Below are 18,393 nucleotides of genomic sequence, written 5' to 3'. Positions count from 1 at the left end.
TCACATCCGGAACACGCCAAAGCGTGTTTCCTCAATCGGGGCATTCAATGCGGCACTGAGGCTGAGGAAGAGCACGTCGCGGGCCTTGCGCGGGTCGATGATCCCGTCATCCCAAAGCCGCGCCGAGGCAAAGAGCGGGTGCGACTGTTCCTCGAACATATCAATTGTGGGCTGTTTGAACGCCGCCTCTTCCTCGGCTGACCAAGTCTCCCCACCCCGCTCGATCGCGTCGCGTTTGACGGTGGCCAGCACGCCCGCCGCCTGCGCACCGCCCATGACCGAGATGCGGGAATTCGGCCAACTCCAAAGGAACCGCGGGGAATAGGCACGCCCGGCCATTCCGTAATTGCCCGCGCCAAAGGATCCACCGACCAGCATGGTGATCTTGGGCACCGAAGTGGTCGCCACCGCCGTCACCATCTTGGCCCCGTGCCGTGCAATGCCTTCGTTCTCGTATTTCTGGCCCACCATGAACCCGGTGATATTTTGCAGGAAAACCAGCGGGATACGGCGTTGCGAACACAGTTCGACAAAATGCGCGCCCTTTTGGGCGGATTCGGAAAACAGCACCCCGTTGTTGGCGATGATACCCACCGGGCAGCCCTTGATATGCGCAAACCCACAGACCAGCGTTTCGCCAAAGCGCGCCTTGAACGCATCAAAGCGCGAGCCATCCACGATCCGCGCGATCACCTCATGGATGTCATAAGGCGTGCGCAGATCGGCAGGCACGACGCCCAGGATTTCGTCGGGGTCATAGGCGGGTTCTTCTGCGCTTTGCCACTGCACGGTTGTCGGTTTTGCCCGGTTCAGATGTTCAACGGCGCGGCGCGTCAAGGCGAGGGCGTGGGCGTCATCCTCGGCCAGATAGTCCGCCACGCCGCTCAACCGGGTATGAACATCGCCCCCGCCCAGATCTTCGGCGCTGACCACTTCACCTGTGGCCGCCTTGACCAAGGGCGGACCGGCAAGAAAGATCGTCCCCTGCTCTTTCACGATGATGGTGACGTCGGACATGGCGGGCACATAGGCGCCCCCGGCGGTGCATGACCCCATCACCACGGCAATCTGCGGAATGCCCTTGGCCGACATTTGCGCCTGGTTGAAAAAAATCCGGCCAAAGTGATCACGATCCGGGAACACCTCGTCCTGGTTGGGCAGGTTCGCCCCGCCGCTGTCGACAAGATAGATGCATGGCAGGTGGTTCTGTTCGGCAATCTCTTGGGCGCGCAGGTGCTTTTTGACGGTCATGGGGTAGTAGGTGCCGCCCTTTACCGTGGCATCGTTACAGATGACCATCACCTCCCGGCCCATCACCTGCCCGATCCCCGCAATCACCCCTGCGCAAGGGGCTGCGCCGCCATATAGACCATGCGCCGCCGTCGCCCCGACCTCGAGAAAGGCAGAGCCGGGATCAAGCAGGTTCGCAACCCGTTCGCGCGGCAGCATCTTGCCCCGGCTGAGATGGCGGGCACGCGATTTCTCGCCCCCGCCCTGTGCCGCAGCTTGGGCCGCAGCCTGCACATCCGCAAGGCTGGCCAGATGGGCGGCGCGGTTGTTTTGAAAGGTTTCGGAGCCTGTCAGGGCCGATGATGTCAGTCGCATGGCGCGGCATCCTTCAAATTCTGTGGAACAGTCAAAATGCCGCAGCACAGCATGCGTTCGGATTGATCTGGATCATCTCCGTCCACCGGCGTTTGCGCGAAAATGGGGGCATACAAACACTCAGACAGGAGCCTGACATGACCCGGACCTTTTCGCTTGTTACCGCGTGCGTTATCGCAACCACTTTGGCGGGCGGAGCGTTTGCCCAATCGCAAGGCGACTGGACGCTGGGGTTCGGTGTGGGCAGCGTGATGCCCAAATCCGGCAATGGCACCCTGGCCGGGCGTGAAGCGGATATCGGTGATGACGAAAGCTTCACCATCACCGCCGAATACTTCATCCGCGACAACCTCGGGATCGAATTGTTGGCGGCGACCCCGTTTGAACATGACATCGACCTTGCAGGCCGTGGCTTTGCGGGCAGTGTCAAACACCTGCCGCCCACCCTGTCGCTGAACTACCACTTCCCGACTGCGGGCAAGGTCAAGCCGTATCTCGGCGTCGGCATCAACTACACCACCTTCTTCGAGGAGGAGTCGCCCCTTGGCGTGCTTGAACTGGATGACAGCTGGGGTGTGTCGGTGCAGGCGGGTCTCGACTTTGCGGTGAACGAGCGCAGCGCGGTGCGGGCCAATATCCGCTGGATCGACATCGACTCCGATGCGACCCTGAACGGCGCGTCCATCGGCGAAGCCGAGATTGACCCGGTGGTTCTGAACTTTGCTTACGTGGTGAAGTTCTGAGGCGGGCGCGGGCGTCATGGGGAAACCTCCTGTGCGGCCCGCGCTTTCAATTGCTTGCGGATCACCTTGCCCGTGACTGTCATGGGCAAGGCATCCACAAACTCGATTTCCCTTGGGTATGAATAGGTTGCAAGACGTTCCTTAACGAAGTCGCATAACTCTTCTGCCGGTATCTCGCGCCCTGCCTTGAGGACGACATAGGCCTTCACGATTTCGGTGCGCAGCGGGTCCGGCTTGCCGACCACACCCACAGTTGCGACATCCGGGTGGGTCAGCAAACAATCTTCGATTTCGGCGGGGCCAATGCGGTAGCCCGACGACGTGATGATATCGTCGTCGCGCCCGACAAAGCGGATCTCTGGCCCGTCGCGCACGCCCTTGTCGCCCGTCAGCATCCAATCCCCCAGAAACTTCTGCGCCGTTTCTTTTGGTCTGTTCCAGTATTCCAGCATCATGGACGGGGCACCTTTTTGCACGGCAATGTCACCTTCCCCGCTGGTTCTGTTCCCGGCCCCGTCGATCACGTCCACATCAAAGCCGGGAACCGGACGCCCCATGAAACCGGGCCGCGCAGGAAAACGCTTGGCACAGCTCGACACGATCATGTTGCATTCGGTCTGTCCATAAAACTCGTTGATGGTGACACCCAGCGCCTTCTGGCCCCAGGCCAGCATCTCGGCCCCCAAGGGTTCGCCCCCACTTGCGACCGACCGCAAGCCTGAAATCCGTGCGTCTGACGATTTGAGCATCCGCAAAGCCGTGGGAGGGAAAAACACATTTTTAACAGAGGCTTCGTCGATGATCCTTAGGCAGTCTGTCACAGAAAACTTCGCCGTCCGCGCAGCGACCACAGGTACACCCAGCGCCAACCCTGGCATCAACACATCGAACAATCCGCCGATCCAGGCCCAATCCGCCGGTGTCCACAGGCAGTCCCCCGGCGCGCCCAGATCGTCATGGCTGAGGCACACACCGGGCAGGTGCCCGTCCAGGACGCCGTGGCCGTGTAACGCGCCCTTTGGTGTGCCCGTTGTCCCTGACGTGTAGATCAGGACAGCGGGTGTGGCCTTGCCCGCGTCGGAAAACGCCACCGGACCCCCGTCAATGCCCGCTGTTGCAGCCAGCAGAACCGGGGACAAATCGCCCACCAGATCGGCGCCTTCTGCATCAGTAATCACCAGCGACACACCGGCATCGCCCACGCGTGACGCCAATGCATCCTGCTTGAACAGTTTGAACAAAGGCACTGAAATCGCGCCGATTTTCCAGATCGCAAGATGTGCAGCCGCGCACCATGGTGATTGTGACAGCAACACACCCACGCGATCCCCCGGTGCTGTGCGTGTCAGGAGTGTGCGCGCCAGACCATCGGCCATCTCGGCAAGGGCGCCATAGGACACGTCGCGGCGCGTGACGCCGGTGAGGTCGATGATCGCCACCTGATCCGGCGGATGGGCAAGGCACTGTGCGGCCATGTTCATATGCCGTCCTCCGCAGCACGGGTCACACGACCAAGGCGGTCGACGTGATAGACCACATCGCCGCATTTCACGCGAAACACCACGGCCCCTTCGCCCTGCCAGCCAAGGCAGTCGGATGGCGCGCCGCCGTGTTCCTGCACGTGCCGCGCTGCCACTGCATTGATGATGTCCGTCGTATCAAGGCTCACCTGCCGCTGCCCAAGCCAAAAGCCGCCAAGGGCAGCCAGAACCACCAGAACAGAGGTCGTAATGAGGACAGAGCGTGGCATCACCCCATCGCCGTGACCAGCTCGCGGCCCACCAGCATGCGCCGGATTTCCGACGTGCCCGCCCCGATCTCCATCAGCTTGGCGTCTCGGAAGATACGCGCGACGGGGGCATCGTTGAGGAACCCGGCACCGCCAAGGGCCTGCACGGCCTGATGCGCCTGGCTCATTGCCGCTTCGGATGCGTAAAGGCAGCAGGCCGCAGCGTCCTGACGGGTCACGGTGCCCCGGTCACAGGCCTTGGCCACCTCGTACACATAGGCCCGCGCCGAATTCATGGCCGTATACATATCCGCAATCTTGCCCTGCATCAGCTGAAACGACCCGATGGGCTGGCCGAACTGGCGCCGCTCGGACACATAGGGCATCACCTCGTCCATGCAGGCGGCCATGATGCCCAGGCCGATGCCCGCCAGCACGACCCGCTCGTAATCGAGACCGGACATGAGGACGGCAACGCCGCGCCCCTCCTCTCCCAGAACGTTGTCAAACGGCACTTCGACATCTTCAAAGATCAGCTCGCCGGTGTTGGAGCCGCGCATGCCCAGCTTGTCGAAATGGGGCGATGTCGAAAACCCGACCATGGACCGTTCAATCAGGAACGCCGTGATGCCCTTGTGGCCAGCATCCGGGTCCGTCTTGGCGTAAACGACCAGCGTGTCCGCGTCCGGCGCGTTGGTGATCCAGTACTTTGTTCCATTCAGGATGTAGCGGTCGTTCCGCTTTTCCGCGTTCAGGCGCATGGATACGACGTCGGACCCGGCGCTTGCCTCTGACATGGCCAGTGCGCCGACATGTTCGCCGCTGACCAGCCCCGGCAGGTATTTGGCCTTTTGTTCCGTCGTGCCGTTCAGCTTGATCTGGTTGACGCACAGGTTGGAATGCGCGCCATAGCTGAGCGAGACGGACGCGCTGGCCCGCGCCAATTCCTCGACTGCGACCGTGTGGGCGACATAACCCATGTTCGCGCCGCCATTCTCTTCATCCACCGTGATGCCCAGCAGGCCCAACTCGCCCATCTCGGGCCACAACTCGGGCGGAAAGGCGTTGGACTGATCAATCTCGGCCGCCATGGGCTTGACCCGGTCTTGCGCCCAGCGATGCACCATGTCGCGCAGCGCATTCACATCCTCGCCCAGATCGAAGGTCATGGAATGGGTGAACATCAAAGGCCTCCCCGCCTTTATTGAACATGCGTTCATTAATAGCGAGGAGGGTCTGGCCTGTCCAGCCTAGTGGTTCAACACGAGCGTTCGCCTAGTGATCGACGAATTCACGCAGGCTGACCCGGCCATCGCCGTCGGCATCCAGCAACGCCATGATCTCGGGCACCATCGCGGCGCTTTGCATACCGATAGCCGCACGGCAGTCGGCGCTGACCTTGACCTCGTCCGCGCGGTAGGCCGCCACCAACTCTTCGGCGGTGACAAAGCCGCTGTTGTCGGTATCCGCCTCAACGAAATCGCTGGCGCGTTTGCGTTCAAACGAGGCCACGTACTCTTTGAGCGTCGCCACCCCGTCGCCATTGGCGTCGTAGAATTCCATATGGTCATCGGCCAGTCTTTCAGGGGTGGCCGACCACCTTTCCTCCCACTGGGTTCCCGCGCAGGCGGGCGGTACTTCAGCCGCGGCGATGCGCTGTATCATGTTGGCGATCAGTTCGGTGCGGTCGATCATGCCATCCGTGTTGATGTCGATGGCGCGAAAGTTGCCTTTGAAATCCGTTTCCGCCTCGGCACCGGCCAATGACACGGACACAAGGGCCAATACGGTGATGGCGACTGGCGCGCCTGCAAAGATGAATCTGGTCCACATGGGGGCCTCCTTGGTGACACGTTGAGGCACGCCATCTTCGGCAATCAATCGACGCAAGGCTGAACTCATCGATTCTCCGCGCGCCGCCGCACGGGCAGCAAAGGCGGACTTCTCACTCAGGCTCACCCGAATTTCGAGTGTTTCGGATTTCTTTTCTTGAGGCATGGTCGATGATGTCTTGTGATGTCGTGCTGCGTGTCAAAAGCGACATGTGGTCACGCGAATGCTAGCACCGACTGGTCCGGACACACGCAATTTCGTGTCCGGACACGCGTTTTGCGCAAGGGATCGCCCGTGATCAGGCCGACATGCGGTTGTGGATCCGGCTGACCTCGTCGCGGATGATACGTGCGATCAGCGCGCAATCCTCGAGGCTGAAGGTTAGCGGGACACGCATATCGACGATTCCCGCCAGAATGCGATCGCTCGCCGCCATGGGTTTGGACGGCGCATAGCGCCAACTGTCATAGCGGCTGGTAAAGGCCACAGGCTCGGGCGCGCCGAACCATTTGAGTTCGACCCCGCGTGCGGCACAGCGCGCGATGACCTCGCGCACCGCCGACGCAGCCCAGTCGAGCAGGAGGAACTGGATGGACGAACCTACGATGCTTTCTTCCGCCGGGCGCTCGATCACCGTCAGGCCGGGCGTATCCCGCAAGCCGTTTTCAAGTGCATGGTAGCGCGCGTTCCAGCGGGCGCATTGCGTGGCAAGGTCAGCCACCTGCGGGCGCAGGATCGCGGCGCGCAAATTGTCCATTCGGCCCGAGATATTGGGCGTGGTGTATTTCAGATCGTCAAAGGCCTCTTTCGGAGGCGAGGCCAAGTGGCGTTCAAAGAGCATGTAGCTGCCCGACAGCATCACCGCCTTGGCCGCCAGATGCGGATCGTCGGTTACAATGAATCCGCCCTCGCCCGAATTGACGTGTTTGTAGGTCTGGCAGGAATAGCACCCAAAGGTGCCGTGCCGCCCGGATGGGACGCCATTCCACGCACCGCCCATCGTGTGGGCGCAATCCTCGATCACCACCACATCCGCCGCGTCACACATCGCCATCAGACGATCCATGTCGCAAATGTGCCCGCGCATATGGCTCAGGAGCAGCACGCGGGCCTCGCCCAGCTTCGCCTCGAGATCGTCCAGATCAATCGTGAGGCTTTCGGTGACGCCAACGAACACAGGCACACCGCCCACCGCCGCAATCGCGCCCGGAACAGGCGCAAGGGTAAAGGCGTTGGACAACACCTTGTCGCCCGGCCCTACCCCGACTGCGCGCAGCGCCGTGGCCATGGCATAACCACCTGAGGCGACGGCAAGGCAGTATTGCGCACCCACAAGGGCCGCAAACTCCTGCTCAAGCAGCGCTGTCTCGGCCACCTCGCCGGGCGCCGTGTTGTAGCGGTGCAAACGGCCATGTCGCATGACGGCGACGGCCGCCTCGATGCCCGCTTCTGGAATGGATTCTTGTTGGGTGAAACTGCCGGTAAAACGCTCTGTCATGTGACAAGTTCTGGGGTCGCTGCCGCCACGCGTCAAGGCACGTGGCGGCAATTTCATCTCCTGAAATCGGCGATGAACCGGATCAGCGCGGCAAAAGCGCGGCAACGACCGCAGGCAGGGCCGAAAAATCATCCAGCAAGGCGTCAGGGTCCAGCGCGGCCATGTCCTCGCCCGAAGGGCCGAATGTGACGAGGATCGACGGGACCCCGGCGGCCTTGGCAGTGTTGCGGTCGGTATCGCTGTCGCCCACCAGGACACATGCCCTTGGATCAACGCCAAGGCGGCGCGTGGCCTCGAACAGCGGCTCAGGGTCGGGTTTGCGCACGGACAGCGTGTCAGCACCGACAAGGCTGCCAAAGGCCGGTCGCACACCCAGATCACGCATCAACTGTTCGGCCAGCCCTTCGGGTTTGTTGGTACAGATGCCAACCGCGTGACCTTGCACCTTGAGGGTCTCAATCGCGTCCATCACGCCAGGGTAAAGCTGGGTGTGCACGCTGATCGCGGCGCTATAGGCGTCGAGCAGGACGGGATAGTAGCGATCAATCGTCGCCTCCTCCATCTGCCCGGCACGTGTCAGCCCGGTGCGCAGCATCATGCGCCCGCCGCGCAAGGCAACGCCTGCGTCCGCCGGGCCCAGAACATCCCCCAACCCCATGTCGCGAAAGCAGTGATTGGCCGCCGCCAAAAGATCACCGCTGGTGTCCGCCAAAGTGCCGTCGAGATCGAAAATCACTGCCGTCATGCCTGTCCCCTTTTGGCGGAAGCCCGCCGAGCCCTGTTGCAAGGCGAAATTTTGTTTGATGGGCCGCCCGCTTGCGTGTGCGCGTCCAGCGGATAAACAGGGCGGAACAAAAAGACAAAGAGATTTGGTATGAACCTTGCATTGATCATCCTGGCCGCGGGCAAGGGCACACGGATGAATTCGGACCTCCCCAAGGTCCTCCACCCCATCGCAGGTGCACCATTGCTGCACCACGCCATGCAAACCGGGGCTGCATTGTCGCCGGCGCGCACGATCATTGTGGCGGGACACGGTGCCGATCAGGTACGCGCGGCGGCCCACGCCTATGACGAAGGCGCCGAAGTGGTGATGCAGGAAGAACAGCTTGGCACAGGTCACGCCGTGGATCAGGCCCGCGACGCGCTTGCCGGGTTTTCGGGCGACATCGCGGTGCTGTTTGGCGACACGCCGTTTTTGCAGCCCGAGACACTGGAACGCATGATCGAGGCACGCAAAACCCATGATGTCATCGTTCTCGGCTTTGATCTGGCCGAACTCCAGCCACGGTACGGACGCCTCGTTATGGATGGAAGCCGCCTTGAGCGTATCGTGGAATACAAGGACGCAACCGAAGAACAACGCCAAATCCGCTTTACGAACAGTGGCTTGCTGGCCTGTGACGCAGAAACGCTGTTTGGTCTGATTTCTGATCTCAGCAACGACAATGCATCCGGCGAGTACTATCTTACAGAGGTGGTCGAACTGGCAAATCAGCGCGGGCTGACGGTGACGGCCATAAAATGTGACGAGGCCGAAACGCTGGGCGTGGATTCGCGCACCGATCTGGCCAATGCCGACGCCATCTTTCAGACTCGCGCGCGGTCTGCGATGCTTGAAGACGGCGTAACCCTTGCTGCCCCAGACACGGTCTATGTGTCTTTTGACACCGTTGTGGGGCGCGATGCGCTGATCGAACCGAACGTGGTGTTCGGCCCCGACGTCACAGTCGAATCCGGTGCAACGATCCGCGCCTTTTCGCATCTTGAAGGATGCCACGTGTCGCGCGGGGCCATCGTGGGCCCCTATGCCCGACTGCGCCCCGGTGCGGAACTGGCCGAAAACGTGCGCATCGGCAACTTTGTCGAAATCAAAAATGCAGAGCTTGCCCGCGGTGCCAAGGTCAACCACCTCAGCTACATCGGCGATGCCACCGTCGGAGAGGCGGCAAATATCGGCGCAGGCACGATCACCTGCAACTACGATGGCGTGATGAAACATCACACGGACATCGGCGCGCGGGCCTTTATCGGGTCAAACACGATGCTGGTTGCGCCCGTCACGATTGGGGACGAGGCCATGACAGGCTCGGGCTCTGTCATCACATCCGACGTCGAAGACGGCGCGCTGGCCCTTGCCCGTGCCCCACAAGTCGAAAAACCGGGCATGGCCCGCAAATTGTTCGAAATGTTAAAGGCCAAAAAGGCCAGACAGAGCAGAGGCAGCTAAAAATGTGTGGAATTGTTGGTGTACTGGGTAATCACGAGGTCGCTCCGATCCTCGTCGAGGCGCTGAAACGGCTGGAGTATCGCGGCTATGACAGCGCCGGGATCGCGACGGTGAATGGCGGGGTGCTGGATCGTCGCCGCGCCGTCGGCAAGCTCGCGAACCTCAGCGACAAGCTGGTGCACCAACCGCTAGCCGGCAAGGCAGGCATCGGGCACACCCGCTGGGCCACGCATGGTGCACCCACCGAAGGCAACGCACACCCCCACAAGGCGGGCCGCGTGGCGGTTGTGCACAACGGCATCATAGAGAACTTTCGCGAATTGCGCGCTGAACTCGCCGAGGCTGGGATCAATTTCCAGACCGAAACGGATACCGAGACTGTCGCCCTTCTGACCGAACATCACATGGCGCAGGGTATGGATGCCGCACAGGCCGCGTTCCAGACACTGGACCGGTTGCAAGGTGCCTTCGCCCTCGCCTTTCTGTTCGATGGGCAGGACGATCTGATCGTGGCCGCGCGCAAAGGGTCGCCGCTGGCCATTGGTCACGGGGATGGTGAGATGTTTGTCGGTTCGGACGCCATTGCCCTGGCACCGCTGACCGATCGCATCACCTATCTTGAAGAAGGCGACCGCGCTGTCGTCACCCGCGACGGCGTTGAAATCCGGGATGCGCACGGCACCCTGGCCAACCGGCAAGTGCGCCAGATCCAGATTGATGCCGCGCGCGTCGACAAGGCGGGTCACAAACACTTCATGGCCAAGGAAATCGCCGAGCAACCCACCGTTCTCAGCAACACCCTGGCCAATTACCTCGGCACGGATGGCCAGATTTCCCTGCCCGATCCGGGCATTGATTTTACCAAGATTGACCGCCTGACCATGGTCGCGTGTGGCACGGCCTACTACGCCTGTCTCACGGCCAAGTATTGGTTTGAGCAGATCGCCCGCTTGCCCGTCGAGGTCGATGTTGCCTCTGAATTCCGCTACCGCGAGCCGCCGGTGCCTGCGCGCACCCTCGCTCTGTTTGTCAGCCAGTCGGGCGAGACGGCCGACACGCTTGCCGCGCTGCGCTATTGCGAAGGCAAGGCAGACAAGATCGTGTCGATCATCAACGTCCCCGAGAGCTCCATCGCACGTGAAAGCAACCTTGCCCTGCCGATCCATGCGGGGGTCGAAGTCGGCGTGGCGTCGACCAAGGCGTTTACCTGCCAGTTGACGGTCCTCTTGATGTTGGTGCTGAAGGCGGCACAAGAGCGCGGCACGTTGAGCGATGCGGATCTGGCCGATCACATCTCGGCCCTGCGCGGCATTCCGGCCCTGATCAACCTCGGGCTGGAACAAAGCGATGCGATGAAGACCACCGCACGCAAACTGGCCGAGGCCCGCGACATCCTGTTCCTGGGGCGTGGAATCATGTATCCTCTGGCCCACGAAGGTGCGCTTAAACTGAAAGAAATCAGCTATATACATGCCGAAGCTTATGCATCTGGCGAGCTCAAGCACGGCCCCATCGCGCTGATCGACAAGAACGTGCCCGTTGTGGTGATGGCGCCCCGCGATCCGCTGTTCGACAAGACCGTTTCGAACATGCAAGAGGTCATGGCGCGCAAAGGCAAGGTGGTTCTGGTATCGAATGCCGCCGGAATTGCGGAAGCCGGCGAAGGCGTGTGGTCAAAGATCGCAATGCCTGATTGCCCGGACATCGTGGCCCCGATCCTTTATGCCGTCCCAGCCCAACTGCTTGCCTATCACACAGCTGTCGCCAAGGGCACGGATGTGGACCAACCCCGCAACCTTGCGAAATCGGTGACGGTGGAGTGAACGCGCAAGACGCCCTTGCCCAGATTTCCGAACACGGTGACCCGGAACGTGCCGAAGGTGCGCGCGCGTATCACAAGTCCAAGCGGACCCATCTGGGCGTGCCCAACCCAATCCTGAACGATCTGACCAAGACGTGGCGACAAACTCTGGATGTCGATACCCGCGTTTCCCTTGCCGCCGATCTGTGGGCCACAGATGTGTTCGAGGCGCGCCTTGCTGCCGCCAAACTGCTGACGCAGGCCCGCATTCGCCCCGATGAAGGGGCGTGGCGGCTGATCGCCTCGTGGGTGCCGGACTTTGACAGCTGGGCGATAGCGGATCACGCCTGCATGGCGGGTCAAAAGCGGCTGGTGGCCGACCCCGCCCGTCTGGATGAGGTCGAGGCATGGACGCAGTCAGATCACATGTGGACGCGCCGCGCGGCCCTTGTCATCACGCTGCCCTGGACCAAACAGAATTTCCCGAAGCCCCACGAACTGGCAGCGCGCGACCGTGTGCTGGGCTGGGCGGCGACATATGTCCGCGATCACCAGTGGTTCATTCAAAAGGCCGTGGCCTGGTGGATCCGTGACCTCAGCAAACATGACGCAGACCGCGCGCGCGCCTTCCTTGAGGCACATGGTGCGCAGATGAAACCCTTTGCTGTCAAGGAAGCCTCGAAACACCTGCGCAACAGCTAAGCGCCCGCATCAGCCCGAAAGAACATCCACCTCAGGCAGACCCGTCAGCGGCGCACCCAGCGCTTGCATCGCAGCCAGCGACAGACGGCTGCCTGCCGAGGCGGGCCCATCAATCGGGATCAGGGTGACGGCCACGGTCTTGCCTGTTTCGGGGTAGTAGACCTGCCCGGACTGTTCGGCACTGACCAGTGGTGTCTTGAGCCAGAGCCCTGGTTCAGCGGCATTGCCAAGGGAGGCCACCGTGCGCCCCAAGGTGCCAATCGACACTTCCGGCCCACCCGTCTCAGGTATGCCCGGCGCGGGATCTGCCGGTCTGGGCTGTGGACGCACTGGTGCATCTGCACCTGCACTTCCCTCTCCCCGCACAGGCGCCTGTGGGTCTTGGGCGGGCAACAGCCCGCAGCCGGCCAAACATATCAAACTGATCAATGCCAATCGCATGGGCGCACCATAGCTTGCTCAATTTGGTGTGCAATGCCCCTTGCAGCCAAGCGCCCGGACACCTACCAATTTAAGCATGGATGCTCCACTCATAGACCCGTTTCAGCGCGCCATCACCTATTTGCGTGTGTCCGTCACAGACCGCTGCGATTTTCGCTGCGTCTATTGCATGTCCGAGAACATGACCTTTCTGCCGAAGAAAGAGTTGCTGACCCTCGAAGAACTGGACCGCATGTGTTCGACCTTTATCGGGCTGGGCGTGCAAAAACTGCGGATCACGGGCGGCGAACCGCTGGTACGCCGGGACATCATGACATTCTTCAACGCGATGGGCCGTCATCTGGACGCAGGCACGCTCAAGGAATTGACGCTGACCACCAATGGCAGCCAGTTGGAGCGCTTTGCCAAGGACCTCTATGCCGCTGGCGTGCGCCGCGTGAACATCTCGCTCGACACGCTGGATGAGGCCAAGTTCGCCGACATCACCCGCTGGGGCCGCTTGCCGCAGGTGCTGCGCGGGGTGGATGCCGCGCTGGATGCAGGCCTCAAGGTCAAGATCAATGCCGTGGCCCTCAAGGACTTCAACGAGGAAGAGCTGGAGACCATCACCAAATGGTGCGCGGACCGCGCGATGGACCTGACCTGGATCGAAGTCATGCCGATGGGCGATATCGGCAACGAGGATCGTCTGGGGCAATACTGGTCGCTCAAGGATGTGCGTGCCCGCTATGCGCAATCCTACACCATCACCGATCTGGCTGAACGCACCGGCGGGCCCGCGCGCTATATCCGGCTTGAGGAGACGGGCCAGAAGATCGGGTTCATCACCCCGCTCAGCCACAATTTCTGCGAAAGCTGCAACCGGGTGCGCCTGACCTGCACGGGCGAGATTTATCTGTGCCTCGGGCAGGAGGACATGGCGGATTTGCGCGCCCCCTTGCGCGCCCATCCGGATACCAACGCACCGCTGGAAGAGGCCATTCGCGCCGCGATCACGCTCAAACCCAAAGGGCATGACTTTGACTATTCCCGCCAGCGGCTCGACGGCCAGATGCCCAGACACATGAGCCATACAGGCGGTTAAGCCACATGCGGCCCACGGCCCTGTTTTACCTCTACAAGGCCGGTGCGGCGCTTGCCCTGCCCTTTGCGGCCCGTCGTGCCGTGAACAAGCTGCGCGCGGGCGGTATCAGCATTGATCGCGCCCACGAACGGCTGGGCCACGCCACCGCCGAGCGCAGCTATGGCCCGCTGATCTGGTTTCACGGCGCAAGTGTGGGCGAGGCAAAGTCGGTCCTGCCCCTGATGGCCCGCATGGCACAAGACCACCCGGACACGCGCCTTTTGCTCACATCCGGCACGGCAACGTCTGCGCAGGCGGTCGCGGATCGCCTGCCCGGTGGAGCAATCCATCAGTTCAGCCCACTGGATGGCACCGGCCCCTTGCGCCGTTTCTTGCGGCACTGGCGGCCAGACCTTTGCGTGCTTGTGGAATCCGAATTGTGGCCGAACCTGCTGGACACCTGCGCAACTGCCGACATTCCGGTGGCCCTGCTCAATGCGCGCCTGTCCGACAAGAGCGCGCAAGGCTGGAAGCGGTTTCCAAGCACTGCGGGCTACGTCCTGCGCGGCATCCGCATGGCGCATTGCCAGGATGGACGCAGCCGCGATCACCTGCGGGCCATGGGCCTCAACTTTGCCCAGCAAGGTGCAAATCTCAAATCGCTGGTGGGGCCGCCCAGGGTGGACGCGGCCACGGTTGCAAAGGGGCACGCGGCCCTGAACGGGCGGTCCATCTGGGTCGCCGCCTCGACCCATCCGGGCGAAGAGGAGATGGTGCTAGAGGCCCATAAGTCGCTGTTGGCCACGCACCCTTCCTTGTGCCTGATCCTGGTCCCGCGCCATCCTGAACGTGCGCCAGAGGTCATGGACCTTGTCGCCTCTGCCGACCTCAGTGTCGCCCGGCGCAGCACAGGCGGCAACTTTGGGGACGGCGCGCAAGTCTACCTGGCCGACACGATGGGCGAGACCGATCTGTGGTATTCCCTCAGCCCTATCGTCTTTCTGGGTGGGTCGTTCACGGATGTCGGTGGCCACACGCCCTTCGAACCCGCCGCGGCCCACACGGCGATCCTGCACGGGCCTAATTACCGCAATTTTGCCGAGACCTACGCCGCCTTTGCGATGAAAGACGCAAGTGTTGAAGTCGCGGATGCGGCAACGCTCGGCAGCGCAGTTCACGACTTGCTGACCCATCCCAGCCGGGCGGCGCAACTGGCGGCCAATGCGCGCCCCCTTGCGCAGTCCGGCGACACCGTTCTGGCAGAGTTGGCCGCGCAACTCTTCTCAATGGCGGATGCGCACGCTATGGGGTCACATGCCTGATCTCGCCGACATCGATGTCATTGCCCCGAATTTCAAACGCCGTTTGTCGGGGGTGACCTCTACCGTGATCCGGCTGGTGCCCTTGCAGGCGCGCAGCGTCGCGATCACTGCTTGTGCGCCCGAAATGCCCGACCATGTGCCCAATGTCAGTTGGACACGTCTGCTGACCATGCCCCGGCGTGGCCCTCACGGGCAGCGTGTCTGGCACGCCCGGCGCAATGTCGAGATGATCGCGGGCCTCGCCCTCAAACACCTGCTGCGCAAGCAGGTGAAATTGCTGTTCACCTCGGCCAGCCAGCGCCATCATACGGGTCTGACCAAGGCGCTGATCAAACGTATGGACGCGGTGATCGCGACCTCTGCCAAGACAGCCGCCTATCTCGAACGCCCCGCGACTGTCATCCACCATGGGATCGACACTGACTCCTTTGCGCCCCACCCTGACAGGGCGGCCCTGCGCGCTGAACTGAGCCTGCCGGATGGGCCCCTGATGGGCTGTTTCGGGCGCATCCGTGCGCAAAAGGGCACGGACGTCTTTGTCGATGCAATGATCCGTTTGCTTCCTGAGCACCCGAACGCCAGCGCCATTGTCATGGGGCGCGCGGTGGACAAGGATCAGGCGTTTTTGGATGACCTCAAGGCGCGGGTGCAGGCCGCTGGCCTTTCGGACCGTTTGTTGTTCCTGCCCGAAGTGCCCGTTTGGGAAACACCGAAATTCTACCAGGCGCTCGACATCTACATCGCCCCGCAACGGTGGGAAGGTTTTGGGCTGACCCCGCTCGAGGCGATGGCCTGCGGTGCGCCCGCCATCGCAACCCGCGTCGGCGCGTTCGAGGAACTGATCGAGGATGGCAAGACGGGTACCCTGATCGACGCAGGGGATATCGACCAGATGCACAGCGCCGCAAACGCACTGCTGTCCAGCCCGGTCAAGCTGGCCGCGTGGTCAAGGAATGCGCGCCAGCACATGCTTGACCACTTTCAGCTGCAACAAGAGGCAGACGCGATCATCGCGATCTACCGCCAGCTATTAAAGGCCTGAGCCGCGCTCAGCCCGCCAGTGGCAGGCGTTGCTCCACAATCTCGGCCCACCAGGAACAGCCCGCCGGAATCGCCTCGTCATTGAAGTTGTATTCAGGGTGATGGACCATGGCCGTGTCGCCATTACCGACCAGAATGTAGGCGCCCGGCCGCTCTTCGAGCATAAAGGCGAAATCCTCGCCCCCCATCACCAACGGCGCCTCATCACATTGCCCCGATACTGAGCGCGCGACCTGGGCTGCGAATTCGGTTTGCGCGTCGTGGTTCACCATCACCGGGTAATTGCGCTGGTAGTCGACGCGCGCCACGCCGCCAAATGTGCCTGCGATGCCCTCGCAAATCTCGGTCACGCGCTTTTCGGCCAGATCACGCATCTCGGGCGACATGGTGCGCACAGTGCCCATGATCGACACCTTTTGAGGGATCACGTTGAAGGCCTTGGAAGACGTCTCGAACGAGGTGATGGACACCACGATCCGGTCAATCGGATCCGCGTTCCGGCTGACGATGGATTGCAGTGCAGTGACCGCATGCGAGGCCATCAAGGTCGTATCAACCGTCTCTTGTGGCTTGGCCGCATGACCGCCCAGGCCCTCGAACTCGATCTCGAGCAGATCGGTCGCGGCAAAGAATGGCCCCGGACGGATGGCAAATTCACCCACCGGGCGACCGGGCCAGTTGTGCATGCCATAGACTTCGTCGATGCCCCACCGCTCCATCATCCCGTCATTGCACATCTCGCGGCCCCCACCGCCGCCCTCTTCGGCAGGCTGAAAGATCACCACGACCGTGCCGTCGAAATTGCGCGTCTCGGCAAGGTATTGCGCCGCCCCCAGCAACATGGCCGTGTGCCCGTCATGCCCGCAGGCATGCATCGCATTCGCGGTTTTCGACGCGTATTCGACACCGGTTTGTTCATGGATCGGCAGCGCATCCATATCCGCGCGCAGCCCGATCACCTTGCCGGATGTCCCCGCCTTGCCCTTGATCACGCCGACAACGCCGGTGCGCCCGATCCCTTCGACAACCTCTTCGCAGCCAAAGGCGCGCAACTTGTCCGCCACCAGCGCGCTGGTGCGGTGGGTCTCAAAGAGGATCTCGGGGTGCTGATGGATGTCACGCCGCCAGGCGGTGATATCGTCATGCATCTCGGCAAAGCGGTTCTTGATCGGCATGGGGTGTCCTTTCTGAGGCGTTTACTGCGCGGGCATGCGTTGTTCGACAAGCTCGACAAACCAGCTGCACCCGGCCGGGATCGCATCGTCGTCAAAGCGGTATTCCGGGTGGTGCAACGTGCCATTGTCGCCATTGCCCAGCATGATGTAGGCGCCGGGCCGCGCCTCCAGCATATAGGAGAAGTCTTCGGCTGCCATGATGGGCGGAGTGTCGGTGATGACGTCTCCCGCAACCGCGCGCGCCGCTGCCGCAGCATAGTCGGTGTGATCGGGGTGATTGATCGTTACGGGATAGCCACGGGTATAGGTGACCTCGGCATGGCACCCATAGGCCTCAGCCGTGGCACGCGCGATGGTATGCACCCGCCCCTCTGCCATCTCGCGCACCTCTGCATCCAGCGCGCGGACGGTGCCTGTCATCCGCGTCGTTTGTGGAATGACGTTGTGCGTGTCCACATCCGAATGCAGCGCGCAGACTGACACAACGGCCGACTGCAGCGGGTCGACATTGCGGCTGGCGATGCTTTGCAGGCCAAGGATGATGTGGGCCGCCGTCACATTGGGATCAAGCGCCTCGTGCGGGGCCGCCGCATGCCCGCCCTTGCCCGTCACATGTACCTCGAACTCGTCAGCCGAGGCCAACAGCGGACCGGTGCGGATCGCGAATTGCCCGGTGGGCAGGCCGGGCATGTTGTGCAGGCCATAAACCTCCTGCACGCCCCAGCGGTCCATCACGCCCTCGTTGACCATCTCGCGGCCCCCGCCGCCGCCCTCTTCGGCAGGTTGGAACAGCAGCACGACCGTGCCATCGAAATTGCGCGTCTCCGCAAGGTATTGCGCAGCCCCCAACAGGATCGACGTGTGCCCATCATGGCCGCAGGCATGCATGACACCTGGGTTTTGCGATACGAAATCCACACCGCTCGCCTCGAGGATGGGCAGCGCATCCATATCCGCGCGCAGGCCAATCACGCGCCCCTTGGTGTCCGTACGCCCCTTGATCACCGCAACGATCCCGGTTTGCGCCACACCGGTCACCATCTCGTCCACACCGACGTCGCGCAGCTTGCCCGCAACAAAGGCCGATGTTTCGTGCTCTTCAAACCCGAGTTCGGGATGGGCGTGGATGTGATGCCGCCAGCCCGTGATCTCGGCATGCGTCTCGGCCAGTCTGTTCTTGATCGGCATCTTGCGTCCTCTTTTTGAAACT

17 protein-coding genes are annotated in these 18,393 nt (G+C 62.1%); 7 read left to right on the top strand and 10 right to left on the bottom strand.

What is annotated here, in order from left to right:
• The gene (locus ACMHLQ_RS20685; RefSeq protein ID WP_415402561.1) at nucleotides 1-1,605 is read right to left on the bottom strand and encodes a carboxyl transferase domain-containing protein; all 1,605 of its coding nucleotides are present in this window, start codon (nucleotides 1,603-1,605) and stop codon (nucleotides 1-3) included.
• Nucleotides 1,606-1,742: 137 nt separating this feature from the next.
• Here ACMHLQ_RS20685 and ACMHLQ_RS20680 point away from each other — a divergent pair, with 137 nt between their 5' ends.
• Complete coding sequence (locus tag ACMHLQ_RS20680) at nucleotides 1,743-2,348, top strand: OmpW/AlkL family protein (protein WP_415402560.1); 606 nt, start codon at nucleotides 1,743-1,745, stop codon at nucleotides 2,346-2,348.
• A 14-nt stretch (nucleotides 2,349-2,362) separates the two neighbouring features.
• Here the strand turns inward: ACMHLQ_RS20680 and ACMHLQ_RS20675 are convergent, their stop codons facing one another.
• The 6 genes from ACMHLQ_RS20675 to ACMHLQ_RS20650 all read right to left on the bottom strand — a co-directional run bounded on the left by ACMHLQ_RS20675 (nucleotide 2,363) and on the right by ACMHLQ_RS20650 (nucleotide 8,153).
• Nucleotides 2,363-3,829: an AMP-binding protein gene (locus tag ACMHLQ_RS20675; RefSeq protein ID WP_415402558.1), complete on the bottom strand. Its 1,467-nt coding sequence runs from the start codon at nucleotides 3,827-3,829 to the stop codon at nucleotides 2,363-2,365.
• Nucleotides 3,826-4,098 carry a hypothetical protein gene (locus ACMHLQ_RS20670; RefSeq protein ID WP_415402557.1) on the bottom strand — a complete coding sequence of 91 codons (273 nt, stop codon included), beginning with the start codon at nucleotides 4,096-4,098 and terminating at the stop codon, nucleotides 3,826-3,828. The genes ACMHLQ_RS20675 and ACMHLQ_RS20670 overlap by 4 nt, the downstream gene beginning before the upstream one ends.
• Nucleotides 4,098-5,261 (bottom strand): isovaleryl-CoA dehydrogenase, encoded by a 1,164-nt coding sequence (locus ACMHLQ_RS20665; RefSeq protein WP_415402556.1) that lies wholly within the window; start codon nucleotides 5,259-5,261, stop codon nucleotides 4,098-4,100. Before ACMHLQ_RS20665 ends, ACMHLQ_RS20670 begins: the two co-directional genes overlap by 1 nt.
• A gap of 91 nt (nucleotides 5,262-5,352) precedes the next feature.
• On the bottom strand, nucleotides 5,353-6,075 hold the full coding sequence (locus ACMHLQ_RS20660; protein WP_415402555.1) for an EF-hand domain-containing protein: 723 nt from the start codon (nucleotides 6,073-6,075) through the stop codon (nucleotides 5,353-5,355).
• A 133-nt stretch (nucleotides 6,076-6,208) separates the two neighbouring features.
• Nucleotides 6,209-7,408, bottom strand: a complete 1,200-nt coding sequence (locus ACMHLQ_RS20655) for a DegT/DnrJ/EryC1/StrS family aminotransferase (RefSeq protein ID WP_415402554.1) — start codon at nucleotides 7,406-7,408, stop codon at nucleotides 6,209-6,211.
• Nucleotides 7,409-7,490: 82 nt separating this feature from the next.
• Nucleotides 7,491-8,153 (bottom strand): HAD-IIIA family hydrolase, encoded by a 663-nt coding sequence (locus ACMHLQ_RS20650; protein WP_415402553.1) that lies wholly within the window; start codon nucleotides 8,151-8,153, stop codon nucleotides 7,491-7,493.
• 129 nt (nucleotides 8,154-8,282) lie between these two features.
• Here ACMHLQ_RS20650 and glmU point away from each other — a divergent pair, with 129 nt between their 5' ends.
• The 3 genes from glmU to ACMHLQ_RS20635 are packed head-to-tail and all read left to right on the top strand — an operon-like array spanning nucleotide 8,283 to nucleotide 12,141.
• The gene (gene glmU / locus ACMHLQ_RS20645) at nucleotides 8,283-9,638 is read left to right on the top strand and encodes a bifunctional UDP-N-acetylglucosamine diphosphorylase/glucosamine-1-phosphate N-acetyltransferase GlmU (protein WP_415402552.1); all 1,356 of its coding nucleotides are present in this window, start codon (nucleotides 8,283-8,285) and stop codon (nucleotides 9,636-9,638) included.
• Between the two features lie 2 nt (nucleotides 9,639-9,640).
• On the top strand, nucleotides 9,641-11,461 hold the full coding sequence (glmS, locus tag ACMHLQ_RS20640; RefSeq protein WP_415402551.1) for a glutamine--fructose-6-phosphate transaminase (isomerizing): 1,821 nt from the start codon (nucleotides 9,641-9,643) through the stop codon (nucleotides 11,459-11,461).
• The gene (locus ACMHLQ_RS20635) at nucleotides 11,458-12,141 is read left to right on the top strand and encodes a DNA alkylation repair protein (protein WP_415402550.1); all 684 of its coding nucleotides are present in this window, start codon (nucleotides 11,458-11,460) and stop codon (nucleotides 12,139-12,141) included. Before glmS ends, ACMHLQ_RS20635 begins: the two co-directional genes overlap by 4 nt.
• 9 nt (nucleotides 12,142-12,150) lie before the next feature.
• On the opposite strand, the gene ACMHLQ_RS20630 is transcribed toward ACMHLQ_RS20635, so the two are convergent.
• A complete protein-coding gene (locus tag ACMHLQ_RS20630) occupies nucleotides 12,151-12,408 on the bottom strand; it encodes a hypothetical protein (protein WP_415402549.1) in 258 nt (85 codons plus the stop codon).
• A 250-nt stretch (nucleotides 12,409-12,658) separates the two neighbouring features.
• Between ACMHLQ_RS20630 and moaA the strand changes: the two genes are divergently transcribed.
• Genes moaA through ACMHLQ_RS20615 form a run of 3 tightly spaced genes read left to right on the top strand, consistent with a single transcriptional unit; the run spans nucleotide 12,659 to nucleotide 16,009 of the window.
• Nucleotides 12,659-13,666, top strand: coding sequence for a GTP 3',8-cyclase MoaA (gene moaA, locus ACMHLQ_RS20625; protein ID WP_415402548.1), 1,008 nt, complete (start codon nucleotides 12,659-12,661; stop codon nucleotides 13,664-13,666).
• A 5-nt stretch (nucleotides 13,667-13,671) separates the two neighbouring features.
• Nucleotides 13,672-14,967, top strand: a complete 1,296-nt coding sequence (locus ACMHLQ_RS20620; RefSeq protein ID WP_415402547.1) for a 3-deoxy-D-manno-octulosonic acid transferase — start codon at nucleotides 13,672-13,674, stop codon at nucleotides 14,965-14,967.
• Nucleotides 14,960-16,009 (top strand): glycosyltransferase family 4 protein, encoded by a 1,050-nt coding sequence (locus ACMHLQ_RS20615; RefSeq protein ID WP_415402546.1) that lies wholly within the window; start codon nucleotides 14,960-14,962, stop codon nucleotides 16,007-16,009. Before ACMHLQ_RS20620 ends, ACMHLQ_RS20615 begins: the two co-directional genes overlap by 8 nt.
• Nucleotides 16,010-16,016: 7 nt before the next feature.
• Here ACMHLQ_RS20615 and ACMHLQ_RS20610 read toward each other — a convergent pair whose 3' ends face one another.
• Together ACMHLQ_RS20610 and ACMHLQ_RS20605 are read right to left on the bottom strand one after the other, a co-directional pair.
• The gene (locus tag ACMHLQ_RS20610) at nucleotides 16,017-17,183 is read right to left on the bottom strand and encodes a M20 aminoacylase family protein (RefSeq protein WP_415402545.1); all 1,167 of its coding nucleotides are present in this window, start codon (nucleotides 17,181-17,183) and stop codon (nucleotides 16,017-16,019) included.
• A gap of 21 nt (nucleotides 17,184-17,204) precedes the next feature.
• On the bottom strand, nucleotides 17,205-18,371 hold the full coding sequence (locus ACMHLQ_RS20605) for a M20 aminoacylase family protein (RefSeq protein WP_415402544.1): 1,167 nt from the start codon (nucleotides 18,369-18,371) through the stop codon (nucleotides 17,205-17,207).
• Between the last annotated feature and the right edge of the window lie 22 nt (nucleotides 18,372-18,393).

The sequence above is a fragment of the Tateyamaria algicola genome (assembly GCF_047715485.1).
Lineage (GTDB): Bacteria > Pseudomonadota > Alphaproteobacteria > Rhodobacterales > Rhodobacteraceae > Tateyamaria.
Note: the sequence above shows the minus strand (reverse complement) of the source record. Positions and strands in the feature narration are given on the sequence as shown.

What these genes read in the sequence shown, in the direction of transcription:
- ACMHLQ_RS20670 (WP_415402557.1), bottom strand. Translation starts at nt 4,098, where the DNA reads ATGCCACGCTCTGTCCTCATTACGACCTCTGTTCTGGTGGTTCTGGCT.
- ACMHLQ_RS20685 (WP_415402561.1), bottom strand. Translation starts at nt 1,605, where the DNA reads ATGCGACTGACATCATCGGCCCTGACAGGCTCCGAAACCTTTCAAAAC.
- glmU (WP_415402552.1), top strand. Translation starts at nt 8,283, where the DNA reads ATGAACCTTGCATTGATCATCCTGGCCGCGGGCAAGGGCACACGGATG.
- ACMHLQ_RS20615 (WP_415402546.1), top strand. Translation starts at nt 14,960, where the DNA reads ATGCCTGATCTCGCCGACATCGATGTCATTGCCCCGAATTTCAAACGC.
- ACMHLQ_RS20665 (WP_415402556.1), bottom strand. Translation starts at nt 5,261, where the DNA reads ATGTTCACCCATTCCATGACCTTCGATCTGGGCGAGGATGTGAATGCG.
- ACMHLQ_RS20680 (WP_415402560.1), top strand. Translation starts at nt 1,743, where the DNA reads ATGACCCGGACCTTTTCGCTTGTTACCGCGTGCGTTATCGCAACCACT.
- ACMHLQ_RS20610 (WP_415402545.1), bottom strand. Translation starts at nt 17,183, where the DNA reads ATGCCGATCAAGAACCGCTTTGCCGAGATGCATGACGATATCACCGCC.
- ACMHLQ_RS20620 (WP_415402547.1), top strand. Translation starts at nt 13,672, where the DNA reads ATGCGGCCCACGGCCCTGTTTTACCTCTACAAGGCCGGTGCGGCGCTT.
- moaA (WP_415402548.1), top strand. Translation starts at nt 12,659, where the DNA reads ATGGATGCTCCACTCATAGACCCGTTTCAGCGCGCCATCACCTATTTG.
- glmS (WP_415402551.1), top strand. Translation starts at nt 9,641, where the DNA reads ATGTGTGGAATTGTTGGTGTACTGGGTAATCACGAGGTCGCTCCGATC.
- ACMHLQ_RS20650 (WP_415402553.1), bottom strand. Translation starts at nt 8,153, where the DNA reads ATGACGGCAGTGATTTTCGATCTCGACGGCACTTTGGCGGACACCAGC.
- ACMHLQ_RS20655 (WP_415402554.1), bottom strand. Translation starts at nt 7,408, where the DNA reads ATGACAGAGCGTTTTACCGGCAGTTTCACCCAACAAGAATCCATTCCA.
- ACMHLQ_RS20605 (WP_415402544.1), bottom strand. Translation starts at nt 18,371, where the DNA reads ATGCCGATCAAGAACAGACTGGCCGAGACGCATGCCGAGATCACGGGC.
- ACMHLQ_RS20675 (WP_415402558.1), bottom strand. Translation starts at nt 3,829, where the DNA reads ATGAACATGGCCGCACAGTGCCTTGCCCATCCGCCGGATCAGGTGGCG.
- ACMHLQ_RS20660 (WP_415402555.1), bottom strand. Translation starts at nt 6,075, where the DNA reads ATGCCTCAAGAAAAGAAATCCGAAACACTCGAAATTCGGGTGAGCCTG.